General features: G+C 61.9%; 16 protein-coding genes. 7 read left to right on the top strand and 9 right to left on the bottom strand.

What is annotated here, in order from left to right; genetic code table 11:
• Positions 1-21 precede the first annotated feature (21 nt).
• Positions 22-786 carry a peptidoglycan-binding protein gene (locus J2X35_RS02000; protein WP_310180605.1) on the bottom strand — a complete coding sequence of 255 codons (765 nt, stop codon included), beginning with the start codon at positions 784-786 and terminating at the stop codon, positions 22-24.
• Positions 761-2,488, bottom strand: coding sequence for a sensor histidine kinase (locus tag J2X35_RS01995; protein ID WP_405023191.1), 1,728 nt, complete (start codon positions 2,486-2,488; stop codon positions 761-763). The genes J2X35_RS02000 and J2X35_RS01995 overlap by 26 nt, the downstream gene beginning before the upstream one ends.
• 515 nt (positions 2,489-3,003) lie before the next feature.
• On the opposite strand from J2X35_RS01995, the gene J2X35_RS01990 reads away from it, so the two are divergent.
• Complete coding sequence (locus J2X35_RS01990) at positions 3,004-3,357, top strand: DUF5330 domain-containing protein (RefSeq protein WP_310180602.1); 354 nt, start codon at positions 3,004-3,006, stop codon at positions 3,355-3,357.
• A 123-nt stretch (positions 3,358-3,480) separates the two neighbouring features.
• Positions 3,481-3,909, top strand: a complete 429-nt coding sequence (locus tag J2X35_RS01985; protein ID WP_056108007.1) for a SufE family protein — start codon at positions 3,481-3,483, stop codon at positions 3,907-3,909.
• 6 nt (positions 3,910-3,915) lie between these two features.
• Here J2X35_RS01985 and J2X35_RS01980 read toward each other — a convergent pair whose 3' ends face one another.
• Entirely contained in the window at positions 3,916-4,722 is an 807-nt protein-coding gene (locus tag J2X35_RS01980; protein ID WP_310180600.1) for a DUF6456 domain-containing protein, read from the bottom strand.
• Between the two features lie 2 nt (positions 4,723-4,724).
• On the bottom strand, positions 4,725-5,129 hold the full coding sequence (locus J2X35_RS01975) for a helix-turn-helix domain-containing protein (protein WP_310183699.1): 405 nt from the start codon (positions 5,127-5,129) through the stop codon (positions 4,725-4,727).
• 221 nt (positions 5,130-5,350) lie between these two features.
• On the opposite strand from J2X35_RS01975, the gene J2X35_RS01970 reads away from it, so the two are divergent.
• Positions 5,351-5,662, top strand: a complete 312-nt coding sequence (locus tag J2X35_RS01970) for a hypothetical protein (protein ID WP_056107999.1) — start codon at positions 5,351-5,353, stop codon at positions 5,660-5,662.
• 58 nt (positions 5,663-5,720) lie between these two features.
• On the opposite strand, the gene J2X35_RS01965 is transcribed toward J2X35_RS01970, so the two are convergent.
• The gene (locus J2X35_RS01965; protein ID WP_310180597.1) at positions 5,721-6,149 is read right to left on the bottom strand and encodes a MucR family transcriptional regulator; all 429 of its coding nucleotides are present in this window, start codon (positions 6,147-6,149) and stop codon (positions 5,721-5,723) included.
• Positions 6,150-6,625: 476 nt separating this feature from the next.
• Between J2X35_RS01965 and J2X35_RS01960 the strand changes: the two genes are divergently transcribed.
• Together J2X35_RS01960 and J2X35_RS01955 are read left to right on the top strand one after the other, a co-directional pair.
• A complete protein-coding gene (locus J2X35_RS01960; protein WP_310180595.1) occupies positions 6,626-8,743 on the top strand; it encodes a S9 family peptidase in 2,118 nt (705 codons plus the stop codon).
• A gap of 61 nt (positions 8,744-8,804) precedes the next feature.
• Positions 8,805-9,194 (top strand): SET domain-containing protein, encoded by a 390-nt coding sequence (locus tag J2X35_RS01955; RefSeq protein ID WP_056107987.1) that lies wholly within the window; start codon positions 8,805-8,807, stop codon positions 9,192-9,194.
• A gap of 9 nt (positions 9,195-9,203) precedes the next feature.
• Here the strand turns inward: J2X35_RS01955 and J2X35_RS01950 are convergent, their stop codons facing one another.
• The 3 genes from J2X35_RS01950 to J2X35_RS01940 all read right to left on the bottom strand — a co-directional run bounded on the left by J2X35_RS01950 (position 9,204) and on the right by J2X35_RS01940 (position 11,355).
• A complete protein-coding gene (locus J2X35_RS01950; protein WP_056107984.1) occupies positions 9,204-10,151 on the bottom strand; it encodes a cytochrome c in 948 nt (315 codons plus the stop codon).
• 12 nt (positions 10,152-10,163) lie between these two features.
• A complete protein-coding gene (locus tag J2X35_RS01945) occupies positions 10,164-10,601 on the bottom strand; it encodes a cytochrome c (RefSeq protein WP_056107982.1) in 438 nt (145 codons plus the stop codon).
• Between the two features lie 151 nt (positions 10,602-10,752).
• Positions 10,753-11,355, bottom strand: coding sequence for a superoxide dismutase (locus J2X35_RS01940; RefSeq protein ID WP_056107979.1), 603 nt, complete (start codon positions 11,353-11,355; stop codon positions 10,753-10,755).
• A gap of 219 nt (positions 11,356-11,574) precedes the next feature.
• On the opposite strand from J2X35_RS01940, the gene J2X35_RS01935 reads away from it, so the two are divergent.
• The gene (locus J2X35_RS01935; RefSeq protein WP_310180584.1) at positions 11,575-12,234 is read left to right on the top strand and encodes a haloacid dehalogenase type II; all 660 of its coding nucleotides are present in this window, start codon (positions 11,575-11,577) and stop codon (positions 12,232-12,234) included.
• 155 nt (positions 12,235-12,389) lie between these two features.
• A complete protein-coding gene (locus J2X35_RS01930; RefSeq protein ID WP_310180582.1) occupies positions 12,390-13,193 on the top strand; it encodes a L,D-transpeptidase in 804 nt (267 codons plus the stop codon).
• A 15-nt stretch (positions 13,194-13,208) separates the two neighbouring features.
• Here J2X35_RS01930 and J2X35_RS01925 read toward each other — a convergent pair whose 3' ends face one another.
• A complete protein-coding gene (locus J2X35_RS01925; protein WP_310180579.1) occupies positions 13,209-14,744 on the bottom strand; it encodes a DUF853 domain-containing protein in 1,536 nt (511 codons plus the stop codon).
• Positions 14,745-14,845 lie beyond the last annotated feature (101 nt).

Here is a 14,845-nt window from a genome sequence, read left to right as displayed (position 1 = left end):
TTGCTACTGTTCGCGATGCGATCAGTTTGTCAGGCCGATTTCGCGCATCTTGGTGTAGACCACCTCGTCCGGTTCGCCGGTTTCCGGCAGGCCGAACAGCGACTGGAATTCGCGGATCGCCGCCTTGGTCTGCCCGCCGACGACACCGTCGAGCTTGATGTCGTTGTTGCCGAACGCCTTGAGGCCGGCCTGGATCCTGACGATCCTGTCATTCGTGCTCGGCGGCTGGGTTTCGGTTTCGACCGAAGCTTTCAACACCAGGCTCGCGGCAGAGTCGGACCGCGCGGCGGGCTTCGGAACGGCGGCCGTCGTTGCGCCGAGCTGCTCGATCAGCGTGTCGTCGATCGACCCGGTGACAGTCAGGCCGACCTTGCGCTGATAGGCTTCGACCGCGCTACGCGTATTGGGTCCGGTCAACCCGTCGACCGTGCCGCCGTAGAAACCCAAATCCCTCAGCACGCCCTGGACCCGCTTCACCGCCGGATCGCCGACCGCCGGAGCCGCGACGGCGGGGCGTTCTATGTTGATCGTCGTTTCAGGCTCCATCACCGGAGCGGGAAAATGCTCGATGCTTCGCGTCTCGAAGAAAGCGCCCGAATGTGGATATGGCTGATACCAAAGTGCATTGGCCGACACGTAGAAGAGCGTCACCAGAAAGGCCGTCGAGCCGCCGACCAGGATGGGGTTGCTGGAAATGAAGCCGCCCACGGCCACCGCGCCGTCCTGAAAGGCGCTGTGACGTCTGGCGGGAGCCTTCTTGCTAGGCCGTTTTGCGGAGCGAGCCATCGCGTTCCTCTTTCGTAGTCTTCGCGGTCATTGGCAGCACCACCTGTTTCGAAAGGCGCTCTTTCGGGCCATCGACGGGAAGGCTGACCGAAACCTTGGTGCCCATTCCAGGCGCGCTCTCAACCGACATCGTCCCATCGTGAAGTTCGACCAGCCCCTTCACCAGGGAAAGGCCGAGACCGGTGCCTTCGAACCGGCGCGTATAGTCGTTCTGGATCTGCATGAAGGGCTGGCCGAGCTTGGCGAGATCGTCGGCGGCGATGCCGATGCCGGTGTCGCTGACCCAGAAATGAAGCCGCGAGCCTACCCGGCTCGCGCCGATGACCACATTGCCGTAGTCGGGCGTGAATTTGACGGCGTTGGAAACCAGATTGATGAGAATCTGCTGCACCGCCCTGCGGTCGGCCGCGATTTCCCCGATATCCGGCCCGAGGCGGGTGTCGAGCGCGATGCCTTTCTTCTCGGCCTGCAATTGCATCATCGACTGGCACATGCCGACCGCATCGGAAAAACGGAAGGCCTCGGGCTGAACCGAATAGGCGCCCGACTCGATGCGCGAGACATCAAGTATGGACGTCACGACATCGAGAAGGTGCTGGCCCGACTCCCTGACGAGGGCGACATATTCCTTCTGTCGCGGGTCCTTGAAGGAGCCGAACATCTCGTGCAGCAGCATGTCCGAGAAGCCGAGAATGGCGTTGAGCGGCGTGCGCAGCTCATGGCTGACGGCGGCCAGAAAGCGCGACTTGGCGACATCGGCGCTTGCCGCCGTTTCCCCGGCAGCTGTCAGTGCCCGCCGCAACTCCACCACATCGTCATTCGTAGTCAGGATGCCGACCGTCGCGCCGGTCGCAGCCGGTTGCGCGAGTTCGAGTGAGAAATCCCCGTGGTTGTTGCCACCTTCGCCTGCTTCGGACCGAGGCAGGCGGATGCGCAGGTCAACCTTGCGCCGGGTCGCCCCCTCACGCATGTCGGCCAGAGCGCTGAGATAAGCGACGCGATCGGCCACATGGATGCGGTCGAACAGACCGGTGCCGGTCAGCAATTCCGGCGCGATGTTGAGCAGGTCGCGGGTCTTGCCGGTTCCGTCCAGGACATCGCCGTTACGCCCGAAGCGGAAGACTGCCGCATCGATTATGTCTTCGAGGACAAATTCCCGGTAGTGCTCCTGCCCGTCATGGAACGATGTCAAAAAGGCTTTGGCCCGCGGTAGGAACGTGATGGCCCATGCCAGCGGAATCAGCCAATGCCAGGCCGCCGGCACGGCAGAGCCTGCCGGAAAGACAGTACCAATGATGAACTGCAGCACGATTGCCGCGCACCCGGCCACCGCGCCTTCGATTGCGGCGCGCCGTGACGGTGTGACCCAAAAGGCCTCCAGCGGCAGGATCAGGACCAGAAGGGCAACAGGCGATGCGAGGCCGCCGGCCGAGGCAACCAGCCCGGCAATACCCAGGGCGGCGACGAACAAGGCAATATGCTTTGTCCAGCCAAGCCGCGCAGCGGTTGCGGCCGCCAGTGCAGTGAACCAGCCGAGACCGAAAACGGCAAATATCACGGCGACAGTGACGCCGGCGCCGATGCTGGAAGTGGCCAGCGTCACCGCGGCGCCCGCCAGAAGAAAGGGAGCGACAAGCGCCTGACCGATGAAGCGCCGATGACTCTGACGCTGAGACTCCTCCGTGACGCCCGGATTGACCAGGCGCTCGCAACCCGACGCGATGGCGTCGGACAAATCGGAGACTCTGTTTACAAACGAACTCAACGCAACGCACCCGTACCTGTCTGCTTGGCAGATCCTTGGTTGCTCCGACCCTCGCATCCAGCGTTTAAGGAAAGGATAAAACAGGGCCGCGGAAAGGACTTTCCCCGGCAAATGTCGGGCTCATCGGCGCGTCATCCCACCCGATCTGCCGCCATAGTAAACGGGCCGTTAGCCGGGCATTCGAAGGTGCGGACGAACGCAAAATCGACATGACTCCACCTGTCGATTTTATCTGATCATAATCAATGACTTGCATGGTTAATCCAACCTGAAGAAACCGATCCCGATTCGAGACAGGACCAAATGGAAAGGGGACCTTTCGAATTTGCATAAAATTTGCCGAAATTTTTCGCTTCGTTTGAAAGTCGTCCTTCGTCCGGCCATGTCATGATAGCCTCAATAAACGAGGCCAAGCCGACTGAGCGAGGCCCGTCACGAGAGAGGTCGATCCCATGGGCTTGCTGATAAGAGCCGCATTCTGGTTTTCGCTGGTGCTCCTGGCGCTGCCGCTTGGAACGGGCACGGACGAGACGGGCCGCGAGGCTGTTGGTCCCCTGCAGGCGTTGATGGCCGCGCGCGAGGCAGTCGGCGACATCGCCGGCATTTGCGAACGCAAGCCGGAAGTCTGCGAAACCGGCAAATCGGCCATGCACACGATCACCGTCCGCGCCAGGCACACCGCGGCGATTGCCGCCGAGATGCTGGACGACGACGCTGTTGCCCCGGCCGCCACAGCCAGACCGACCGAAACGGTCGAACTGCCGGACACCGTCAATCTGACCGGCAGCGTTCTGCCGAAGAACTGATTTCCGCTTCCAAGTCTACGCCTCTTCTTTTTCGCCCTCCAAGGCGACACCGCAGCCTCCGACCTCCGGCTGCGGTGCTTCTTTTTCCGTGACCTTGCGCGGCCGGGTGATTATATCCGGCGCATGGGCACGACGATCCAGACGATCCGCGACGACTTCTCCCTGCTGGAAGAGTGGGAGGACCGCTATCGCTACGTGATCGAACTGGGTGAGGCCTTGCCCGAGTTTCCCGATGCCCAGCGGATCGCGATGAACAAGGTGCCCGGTTGCGTGAGCCAGGTCTGGCTGACGACCGAATACGGATCGGGCCGCGATCCCGTTCTGACATTCGAGGGCGATTCGGACGCGCACATCGTTCGGGGACTGGTTGCCATCATGCTGGCGCTGTTTTCCGGACAGAAGGCGAGCACCATCTTGAGCACAGACGCCGAGGAAACGTTGAAGACGCTGGGGCTCGACGAACATCTGTCGCCGCAGCGCGCCAACGGCCTTCGCTCGATGGTCAAGCGCATCAAGCGCGACGCCGAGGCCGCCCTTGCAAGCACTGCCTGAATAGATTCAGTCGATGCTTGGGCGGTAGTCTTCAGCACCCCAATGCAATGCCTGCCGGCGATGCGTCCCAGTTACTGCCGGGTGATAGTGCCGGGCCAACGCCGCCAAAGCCGTTTTCAGCACAATTTTAGCCGACCGCACGGGCCAGCCGCGTTCCATTTCGACCAGTTCCAATCCCTTCAGAAAGCAGCAGACGTCGATCAGCACGCCGGCAAGTTCCGGTCCGACTGCGGCGATTGCTCTGTCGACGCGCTGTCTCGCGGCGAGCGCGGCGTCGGTCAGATCGACCATGCCGCCGCCCGACCCGCGTTTTCCGGACGACACGCTGGCGATCCAGTTGGCGCCGAGGCGCGGCATGATCTGGCCGCGCGTATAGTCGGCGCGCAATCGTTCGCCGGCGTCGAACTCTCGCCGGGTCAGAAACAACGCACCGTCCCTGCCCTTCCTGCGCGCCAACTGGCTCAGCGGCGATTCCGCCATGTTTGCCAGCACCACGCCGGGGCCAGCCTCAGTTTCCACCGTAATCGTGTCGAGATCCCGCTGGCTGGAAGAACTTTCCAGTCTCGCCGCGAGAAGCCTTTGCGCCAGACGCGCTCCTTCGGCGGAAAGGGCTGCGGTGTGCGAGTTCGGCGCCACAAGGCCTTGTGTCGTCATGGCGTCCCACACGGTGCGGTTCACGGCAATGGTGCCGCGCGTTTCATGTTCAAGCAGCACCTTGCCAGTGGCGGTGGCCGGCCGCAGCGAAGCCGGTCCAGCGGCCAGGAAGCGCAGCACGCGGTGCCCGCCTTCGGGAAAACCCTCCAGATTTTCCACGATCAGATATCCAGGCGGTTCCGGAAAGCGGCGTGGGCGATGCGCTCCACCACTTGCACGACGCGGTCGAACTCCTGATCGTCGCGCATGTCCTCGATGACCTGGCAGGCGTGGAGCACGGTCGTCCTGTCACGGCCGAAACCCCTGCCCACTTCCGCCTGGGTCAGTTGCAGGACGACATGGGCGACATACATCGCGATCTGCCGCACGCGGGAAACCGGAACTGCCGTCCGTCCTGCCTTGCGCAGTTCCTTGCTGGAAACGGCGAAGAACGCGGCAACGATATCGATCAGGCATTCGCATATCTCGACGCTGATCTCGTCGCGGCGCTTGGCTGTCGGCTGCCAGCCGGCCTGCGAGACATCTTGTGTCGGGCCTTCAGCTTCTTTTGGCGCGGCTTGCGACATCAAATGCACAGAACTTCTCCCCCTTGATAGGAATAAGTTCCTTATATGCCGTGACCGAAGCCTTGTGAACAAAATAAGAACAAGTATCCAGGGTCCGCTCACGCAAGTTCATGAAAAGCTTGCGGTTTTAATTTCCGGAGGAACAAACCTCCGCTGTTTCTTTCCCCGCGTCCGCGGCGCCCCCGATAGTCGGGTCATTGGCAGTATTGCGGGGTTTGGGAATGGAAGGTTTCGAACAGGGCGCACGGCAGTTTCGCGCGCGCAAGCAGGCGGAAATCGATCACGCCCGCCAGATGGCGGCAATGAGCCTTGCATGCGGATTGGATATGGCGGCTGTCCTGCGGGAGCCGGCGGAAAGCAGGATCAGGATCTTGCGCCGCCTTGAACGCGTCATCGAACGCGAGCGTCTGAAAGGGATGCGTCGCCACTGGAGCTACGATTTGAACCGCCACATCGCACTGAAACAGGTTTTGGACCGGTTGCGCGATCTTACCGGCGTCCCTGCGTCCCGGCAGGCGGTCAAACCGGAGTAAGCCGGAAAAACAAACGGCGCCCGAAGGCGCCGCTCAAAGCATAGCAGGGCCGTTGGGCTTATCTGCTGACCTTGCGCTTGCGGCCGAGGCCCATCTTCTTGGCGAGTTGGGAACGGGCCGCCGCATAATTCGGCGCGACCATCGGATAGGTCGCATCGAGGCCCCACTTTTCGCGATACTGGTCCGGCGTCAGGCCATAGTGGGTCATCAGATGCCGCTTCAGCGACTTGAACTTCTTGCCGTCCTCGAGGCAGACGATGTATTCTTCATGGACCGAGCGCTTCGGGTTCACGGCAGGTTTCTGCTTGTCCACCGGCGCCTGCTCGGGCGCACCGCCGACACGGCCGAGGGCCGCGTGAACGTCTGCGATAAGGTTTGGCAATTCACCAACCGGCACAGGATTGTTGCTGACGTATGCCGCGACAACATCAGCGGTCAACTCGATCAGCATGTCGCTGTTGGTTGATGGCGTTTCGGAAATATCCATCGTCTTTCAGGCCCCAACGAGAGTTCTACTTTTCGCCCCATTTTTGTTTGAAAGGGCGTTATGCGATTCTCACAGGCAATAAAGCTGCGAGTCGCTCGACGATTTTCTTAATGGACTTGTTCAAAAAGTATGTCAATTCGATCAGCAAATATATTTGTTCTCTTTGCCGAGATACTAGCTGTAGCGTCCCAATAGCTACAATTCGTATAACTATTTGGACAGCTTTGAACGGGCAGCCAGTAGATACGCGCACAAAAATCTCCACCCTTACGTGGAAAATCTGCCTCGCCTGCCGCTGAGTAAGCTGAATAAATCACCCAATCGGAAACATCTTCCGGATAAAAGCTTCCATGCTGAAAAATTTTGAGGCAAGCCGGAGTGCGCCGACGTCAATTCCCCAACAATTTTCATATCGCCCTTGAACCGCATGGCATCGGCGTGCTCATTCGTCGCGCAACAGCGGATAGCGAGATGCAATGACCAGAAATGCAGTGTTTCCGAGCGCGGCGGCGCCGCGGCCTGAAAAAGTGGCGACCACCCATACCGTCCATGGCATAGCGCGTAGCGATGAATATTCGTGGATGCGCGCTGACAACTGGCAGGAAGTGTTTCGCGACCCCTCGCTGCTCGCGCCCGGAATCCGTACCCATCTCGAATCCGAGAATGCCTATCAGCGCGCCCTGATGGCCGACACGGCCGATCTGCAACAGACGCTGTTCGCCGAGATGAAGGGCCGCATCAAGGAGGACGATTCTTCCGTCCCCATGCGGGATGGTCCTTTTGCCTACGGCTCGGCATTCAGGCTGGGCGGCCAGAGGCCGCGTTATTTCCGCACGCCCCGCGATGGCGGCGAGGAACATGTCCTTCTCGACGGCGACACCGAGGCGGGTGACCTTTCCTATTTCCGTCTCGGCGGCGTCGAGCATTCACCCGACCACAAGCAACTCCTGTGGTCTTTCGACGACAAGGGTTCCGAATTCTATACGCTGCGCGTGCGGGATCTTTCGGGTGGGCAGGATGCGGCCGACCTGGTCCCCGATACCGGGGGCTCGGGTGTGTGGGCCGCCGACAGCGGCGGCTTCCTCTACACCTATGTCGATCCCAACCACCGGCCCTGCAAGGTTTTCTTCCACGCCGTGGGGACGGACCCCAGGCAGGACAGGCTGATTTACGAGGAAACCGATCCGGGATTCTTCATGAGCGTCGGCGGCACGCGCAGCAACGAATGGATCCTGATCAGCATAAGCGACCATGAGACATCGGAATATCGGCTGCTGAGTGCTAGCGATCCACTTGCCGAACCTGTGATCGTCTCACCGCGCGAAGAGGGTCTGCAATACGATCTCGAGGAAGGCGGCGACATCTTTTTCGTGCTGACGAACGCCGACGGCGCCGAGGATTTCAAAATCATGACGGCGCCGGCCAAGGACCCCCGGCGCGCCAACTGGAAAGAACTGGTGCGGCATGAGCCTAGCCGGCTGATCCTGTCGATCATCGGCTTCCAGGATCATCTGGTGCGGCTTGAGCGCAAGGACGGTCTGCCGCGCATTGTCGTCCGCGACCGCATAACCGGCGACGAGCATGTCATCTCCTTCGACGAGGAGGCGTATTCGCTCGGCCTTTCCGGCTCCTACGAATACGACACGGAGGTGATGCGCTTCTCCTATTCGTCGATGACCACGCCTTCGCAGCTCTTCGACTACAATATGCGCACGCGCGAACGGACCTTGCTGAAAACGCAGGAAGTGCCGTCCGGCCACGATCCGGACCACTATATCACCCGCCGGCTCATGGCCCCCGCGCAGGATGGCGAATTGGTGCCGGTTTCGCTGCTGCATCATCGCGACACGCCGCTCGACGGGTCGGCGCCCTGCCTGCTCTACGGCTATGGCTCCTACGGCATCGCCATGCCGGCGGGCTTTTCGACCGCCTGCCTCTCGCTGGTCAACCGCGGCTTCGTCTATGCCATCGCCCATACGCGCGGCGGCAAGGACAAGGGCTACCACTGGTACGAGGACGGCAAGCGCGACAGGAAAACCAACACCTTCAAAGATTTCATCGCGGTGGCGCAGCATCTCGTCAAGGAAGGCTACACGGCGCACGACCGTATCGTCGCGCAGGGCGGTTCGGCCGGCGGCATGCTGGTCGGCGCGGTTGCCAACATGGCGCCGGACGCCTTCGCCGGCTTGATCGCTGAAGTGCCCTTCGTCGACGTGCTTTCGACCATGCTTGACGCTTCGCTGCCGCTGACGCCGCCGGAATGGCCGGAATGGGGCAATCCGATCGCGTCCGAGAAAGATTACCGCACCATCGCCGCCTACTCGCCCTACGACAATGTCGGAGCGCTTGATTATCCGCCCATCCTAGCGGTGGCTGGCCTCACCGACCCGCGCGTGACCTATTGGGAGCCGGCGAAATGGGTCGCCCGGTTGCGCGACCGGAAATCGGGCAGCAACCCGGTGCTGTTCAAGATCAACATGGATTCCGGCCACGCCGGCGCTTCCGGGCGCTTCTCGCGGCTGGAGGAAGTCGCCTTCACTTACGCCTTCGCGCTCAAGGTCACGGGCCTCGAAGACAAGGCGCCATTGTCGTAAGCGCGGACAGACGACATCGTCTGCGCTTGCCAAGCCGATCGTTCTGTTACCGGAGACCACAATGCTTCTGGTGGATGTCTATCTCGACCGATCGCCCGTCCAGGGCATCGGGGTCTTCGCCAAGACGCATATCGCCAAGGGAACGCTGGTCTGGAAACTGCACCCTGACTACGACCGCCGCATTGCGGTCGAGCAGTACGAGCGGGAGACCGGGCCGGTGAAAGATTATCTCGACCGCTACTGCTATCCCGACCGCCGCGACCGCAACTTCATCGTCTTCGAGGCCGACGACGCGCGCTACATGAACCACGCCGACGACCCGAACTGCGACATCTCAAACCCGGAGGAAATGTATGCGTTGCGCGACATCGCGCCGGGCGAGGAACTGAGCTGCGACTACAATCACTTCTTCGAGGACGGCTTCGAGTTTCTCGGCGACCGGCACGTGTGAACGTTCAGGTCAGTTGGCCGGCGCGGGCTTGCGCGCCGGATAGCCGTTCGGATGCGGCGGTATCGCCTTCAGGTAGGCGGCGATGGCGTTACGATCCTCCGGCGTCAGCTCGGCCATGTTCTTCTGCACCTCGACCATCGAGCCGCCGGTGGAGTCGAAATCGGGCGTGAAGCCGGTCTCGAGGAAGCTGGCGATATCGCTCTGCGACCAATCGCCAATGCCGCCTTCCCCTTGCGTGATGTTGGGGACGATTCCCTCGCCCTCGGCCGCACTGGCGCCCGCCAGCCATTGGCTCTTGTCGGTTCCGCCGGTGAAGCTGCGCGGCGTGTGGCATTCGCCGCAATGGCCGGGACCTTCGACAAGATAACGGCCAGCGAGGATTTCAGCCGGCGCGCCTTCGGGGAACGCGACCACCGGCTGATCGTCCAGATAAAGCCGCTTCCACAGGCCGAGACCTCTGCGGACAGTGAAGGGAAAACTCAGCTGATGATCGGGCGCCTTGCCGGCGACGGCAGGCAGGGTCTTCAGGAAGGCGTATAGATCGGCGATATCGGCCGGCTTCATCCGGGCATACGAGGCATACGGGAACGCCGGATAGTAGTGCTCTCCCGACGGCGACACGCCCTTCATCATGGCGTTGGCCAGGTCTTCCGCGGACCATGAACCGATGCCGTCCGCCTTGTCCTGCGAGATGTTGGGCGCAACGAACGTGCCGAACGGCGTCTTCAACTGCACGCCGCCAGCAAGCTCGAATCGGGCATCGCCCTCGGCCTTCGGCTTTGCGTGACAGGATGTGCAGCCGCCGGCGAAGAAGATCCGCTTGCCTTTGACCGGGTCGCCCGGCCCAAGCTGGGCAACGGCCTGCGGGTCCAGGCGAACCGGCGCCGACAGATACCAGCCCGCCACGGCGCCGACGCCGATCAGGACAATGAGAGCGCCGGCGAGCTTTTTCAGCAAGGGCTGGCCTCGTCAGCTCTTCTTGACGCGGTAGGCCTGGTGGCAGCCGCCGCAGCTGGCGCCGATCGGGCCGAACTGGGCCTTGAGCGCGTCGGCATCGGCGGGCGCTGCCTGCACGGCGGCCTTCACCGCCTGCACATATTTGTCTTCAGCGGCGTTGAAGCCGGCCTTGTCTTCCCAGATTTTCGGGCTGGCCTCGGTGTCGCCCTGATCGCTGCCGGCCGGGAACAGGGCTTCGACGTCGAACTTTTCGCCATTGGCTTCCAGCGCCTTGAGCGCCGTCATGACGGCGGCGGCGTCGTAGGTTTCCTCGCCCTTCACGAATTTGGAAAGGCCGGCGACGATCTTGCCGCGTTCCTTCATCAGGGCCTGTCTGTCCGCGATCGGGTCTGCAAACGCCGCTGTTCCGGCTAGGGCGAGCATCGAGATGGCGATAACTAGCTTTCTCATTCCAGGCTCCGTGTTGGGATATATCGTATGGGAACGTATCGAAGAACAACGCTCGGCGTCGCGTAACAATTCCCCCGTCCTCGCTCACGCTTTCGTTACCGCGCGCGAGCGGGCCAAAAAAAGCCCCGGACCAGCCGGGGCTTTTGCTCGATCAGGCTTTCGCCTTCTCATACATCTCCAGCACGTAATCCCAGTTGATCAGGCTGTCGACGAAGGCTTCCAGATATTTCGGCCGGGCATTGCGGTAATCGATGTAATAGGAGTGCTCCCACACATCGACACCGAGGATCGGCGAAGCCCCATGCACGAGCGGGTTCTCGCCGTTCGGCGTCTTGGAAATCGCCAGCTTGCCGTCCTTGACCGACAACCAGGCCCAACCGGAGCCGAACTGCGTCGTGCCGGCGGCGACGAAATCGGCCTTGAACTTGTCATAGCCGCCAAGATCGCTGTCGACTGCCTTCTGCAGCGCGCCGGGCAGTTTGTTGCCGCCGCCACCCTTCTTCATCCACTTCCAGAAATGAATGTGGTTGTAGTGCTGGGCGGCATTGTTAAACAGGCCGGGGTTCTTGCCGAAAGACTGCTTCACAACCTCTTCGACCGACAGGCCATCCATGCCGGCTTCGGCCGCCAGCTTGTTGCCGTTATCGACATACGCCTTGTGGTGCTTGTCGTGGTGATATTCCAGCGTTTCCTTGGACATGTAAGGCTGAAGCGCCTCGTAGTCATACGGCAATGCGGGCAATTCAAAAGCCATGGATCGTACTCCCTTGTGCAAAAAACCAAGCGTCGCTACGGCACTAACATAGGTCTCGCCAGAATTGAAACAACTCCGGTGCGCAACGCCATTCTTTAAAAACTTGTAGTGAAATAACCGCCGGATATGGACCGGGTCGGTGGCAATCCCGCGCCTGTGTGGTGACCATGCGTTGCAAAGTCCTTGCACCTTGCGCCCCGGCGTTTCACAACTACCGCCATGCATCATGCCTATGTGTTCGACGCCTACGGGACGCTTTTCGACGTTCATGCCGCCGTGCGCCGGCACGCCGAGGCGATCGGCCCTGACGGACAGCTGCTTTCCGAGATATGGCGGGCCAAGCAGCTCGAATATTCCTGGGTCAGGACCCTGATGGGCGCATACACCGACTTCTGGAAGCTCACCGAGCAGGCGCTCGACTATGCCCTGAAGAAGGTGCCGTCCGCCGACCCGGGGTTACGCGCGACATTGCTGGAAGCCTATTGGCGGCTGGACTGCTATCCGGAAGTGCCCGCCGTGCTGCGGGCGCTGAAGAAATCCGGCGCGCGGCTGGCGATCCTGTCGAACGGCTCGCGCGAAATGCTGGAGGCGGCGGTCAAGTCCGCCGCATTGGATGAAATCCTCGACGATATCTACTCGGTGGATGCGGTGCGCCGGTTCAAGACCGACCCGGCGGTCTACGACATGGTGACGACGGCGTGGCGGCTTTACCCGGACGCGATCTCGTTCCAGTCGTCCAACCGCTGGGACATTGCCGGCGCCACGAAAGCCGGTTTCCGGACAGTCTGGATCAACCGCGCCGGCCTGCCGGACGAATACACCGACCTGGCGCCGAAGCTTATCCTGCCCTCGCTTGAAGGACTGCTGACGGGCGGGTAAACGCCGTTGCCGAATGGCAACAGTGTCGCCGCCATCGTCATGTCGCCGTGATTTGTTCACCTTACCGCCAGATTTGGCGTCGCCTATCGCCACACATCGATAGCCTCGGGCGTTGAAGAACGCGCCTGCCCGGACACAAATTGAAAAGAAGAAGAATGTTGAAGAATTCGTCGTCTCAAACGATCACCCGTCGCCGCTTCCTCAATACGGCGGCGCTGGGTGCGGTATCGGTCGCCGCGGCGGCCTGCTCCACGGTGGGTCGAGAACCCCCGCCAATGGAACCCGTCGCTCCCGCCGGGCCGGCCTTGCCCGACTACGCGACCATGTACGGGCCGATGATCGACGAAGGCTTTGAAATCCCGGCAATACCCATCGACAAGATCGATCCGCAGTTCCTGCGCCAGGTCGTTGCCGACCCGACCGGCGAGAAGCCGGGGACCATCATCGTCGATACGACCGGCCACTTCCTCTATCTGGTCCAGCCCGGCGGGCAGGCGATCCGCTACGGCGTCGGTCTTGGCCGCGCCGGTTTCGAATGGGCCGGCAACGCCAATGTGCAGTGGAAGCAGAAATGGCCGAAGTGGACGCCGCCGGCCGAGATGATCGCCCGCCAGCCCGAGCTGCAGAAATACAGCGTCGACAATGGCGGCATGCCGGGCGGCCTGACCAACCCGCTCGGCGCCCGCGCGCTCTATCTGTTCCAGAACAACGAAGACACGCTCTATCGCCTGCACGGCTCGCCGGAATGGAACTCCATCGGCCGGTCGGTCTCCTCAGGCTGCGTGCGGCTGATGAACCAGGACATCATCGATCTCTACGACCGCGTCCCCGGCAAGGCTCCCGTGATCGTAACGAGCAATCTGGGCCAGGCCGTTGCCGGTGGCTCGTCCTATCGCCGGGCGATCCCGATGGACGCCGGCGTTCCGGAGGAAGCCGAACTGCTCGGCCGCCTCTGGTAGCATCTGTGGCGCGGGTTAACGCCCGCGCGAGAGACTTCCCAAAATGCCGCGCACGATGGCGCGGCCCACCGATGAGCCCACCGAGCGGACGACGGATTTGATCGCCGCTTCCGCCACCGTCTGGCGGTTCGAGGCGCGCGGCGCCCGGCGCTGGGTCGTGCCGGCCGGCGCGTCATCGCCGCCGAACCCCGGCAGCGTCCAGCGGGATTTCCCGCTCTCTTGCGCCTGCTGTTCGGCATCCTGGGCCTCGGTGGCCTTTTTCTGCAGCATCTCGAAAGCCGATTCGCGATCAACCGTCTCGTCATATTGTCCGGCGACGGGGCTTTCGAGGATGATCTTGCGCCGTTCGTCAGGTGTGATCGGACCCAGCCGCGAGGACGGCGGACGGATCAGTGTCCGCTGCACCATCGAAGGTATGCCTTTATTTTCCAGAGTAGAGACCAGCGCCTCGCCGGTGCCGAGCTGGGTGATGACGGTGGCGCAATCGAAATCCGGGTTTGGCCGGAATGTCTCCGCCGCCACCCGCACCGCCTTCTGCTCGCGCGGCGTATAGGCGCGCAGGGCATGCTGGATGCGGTTGCCGAGCTGGGCCAGCACGGTCTCCGGCACATCGAGCGGGTTCTGGGTGACGAAATAGACGCCGACGCCCTTGGAGCGGATGAGCCGCACCACCTGCTCGACCCGGTCGACCAGCGCCTTGGGTGCCTCGTTGAACAGGAGATGCGCCTCGTCGAAGAAGAATACCAGCCGCGGCTTGTCCGGGTCGCCGACCTCGGGCAGTTCCTCGAACAATTCGGACATCAGCCACAGAAGGAAGGTTGCGTAGAGACGCGGGTTCATCATCAGCTTGTCGGCGGCCAGAACGCTGATCGCGCCACGCCCGTCGCGGGTCGTGCGCATCAGATCGGCGATCTTGAGCGCCGGCTCGCCGAAGAAGTTCTTGCCGCCCTGCTGTTCAAGGATGAGAAGCGAGCGCTGGATGGCGCCGATGGAGAGCTTGCTGACATTGCCGTAGCGGGCGGCGATTTCATCGGCGCGCTGGGCGAGATTCGCCAGCAGCGATTGAAGATCCTTCATGTCGAGAAGAAGGAGGCCATCCTCGTCGGCGATGCGGAAGGCGATGTTCATGACGCCTTCCTGCGCTTCCGTCAGGTTCATCAGCCGCGACAGAAGCAGCGGCCCCATTTCGGAAACGGTCGCGCGGATCGGGTGCCCCTGCTCGCCGAACAGGTCCCAGAAGATGACAGGAAATTCTTGGAACTCATAGGGATCGAGCTTGATCTGCTCGGCCCGCTTGGCGAGGAAATCCTGCGCGGTTCCCATCACCGCAATGCCTGAAAGATCACCCTTGATGTCGGCGCAGAACACCGGCACGCCAGCATTCGAGAACCCCTCAGCCAGGATCTGCAGCGTCACGGTCTTGCCCGTACCTGTCGCGCCGGTGACGAGACCGTGGCGATTTCCGTAGCGCAGCAGCAGTTCCTCGGGCCGTTGGTAGCTGTCGTCCGGCTTGCGGCTGGCGCCAAGGAAGATGCCCGTGTCTTCAGCCATTCTATGGTCTCCGCAACGCTTTCCTGTGGCTCCGCACCGCCAGAGCCCTATGGCAGGTATAGTGAAGCCGCCCTGAAAATCAAAGATACAAGTTCCAAGCT

Source organism: Mesorhizobium sp. BE184, from assembly GCF_031457045.1.
Lineage (GTDB): Bacteria > Pseudomonadota > Alphaproteobacteria > Rhizobiales > Rhizobiaceae > Mesorhizobium.
The sequence above is the reverse complement of the archived record's forward strand: the minus strand, read 5'-3'. Positions and strand labels throughout refer to the sequence as shown.

Bases quoted from the DNA above. Each gene is read 5' to 3' on its own strand.
- J2X35_RS02000 (WP_310180605.1), bottom strand. From the start codon at position 786: ATGGCTCGCTCCGCAAAACGGCCTAGCAAGAAGGCTCCCGCCAGACGT.
- J2X35_RS01990 (WP_310180602.1), top strand. From the start codon at position 3,004: ATGGGCTTGCTGATAAGAGCCGCATTCTGGTTTTCGCTGGTGCTCCTG.
- J2X35_RS01985 (WP_056108007.1), top strand. From the start codon at position 3,481: ATGGGCACGACGATCCAGACGATCCGCGACGACTTCTCCCTGCTGGAA.
- J2X35_RS01975 (WP_310183699.1), bottom strand. From the start codon at position 5,129: ATGTCGCAAGCCGCGCCAAAAGAAGCTGAAGGCCCGACACAAGATGTC.
- J2X35_RS01970 (WP_056107999.1), top strand. From the start codon at position 5,351: ATGGAAGGTTTCGAACAGGGCGCACGGCAGTTTCGCGCGCGCAAGCAG.
- J2X35_RS01965 (WP_310180597.1), bottom strand. From the start codon at position 6,149: ATGGATATTTCCGAAACGCCATCAACCAACAGCGACATGCTGATCGAG.
- J2X35_RS01960 (WP_310180595.1), top strand. From the start codon at position 6,626: ATGACCAGAAATGCAGTGTTTCCGAGCGCGGCGGCGCCGCGGCCTGAA.
- J2X35_RS01955 (WP_056107987.1), top strand. From the start codon at position 8,805: ATGCTTCTGGTGGATGTCTATCTCGACCGATCGCCCGTCCAGGGCATC.
- J2X35_RS01945 (WP_056107982.1), bottom strand. From the start codon at position 10,601: ATGAGAAAGCTAGTTATCGCCATCTCGATGCTCGCCCTAGCCGGAACA.
- J2X35_RS01940 (WP_056107979.1), bottom strand. From the start codon at position 11,355: ATGGCTTTTGAATTGCCCGCATTGCCGTATGACTACGAGGCGCTTCAG.
- J2X35_RS01935 (WP_310180584.1), top strand. From the start codon at position 11,575: ATGCATCATGCCTATGTGTTCGACGCCTACGGGACGCTTTTCGACGTT.
- J2X35_RS01930 (WP_310180582.1), top strand. From the start codon at position 12,390: ATGTTGAAGAATTCGTCGTCTCAAACGATCACCCGTCGCCGCTTCCTC.
- J2X35_RS01925 (WP_310180579.1), bottom strand. From the start codon at position 14,744: ATGGCTGAAGACACGGGCATCTTCCTTGGCGCCAGCCGCAAGCCGGAC.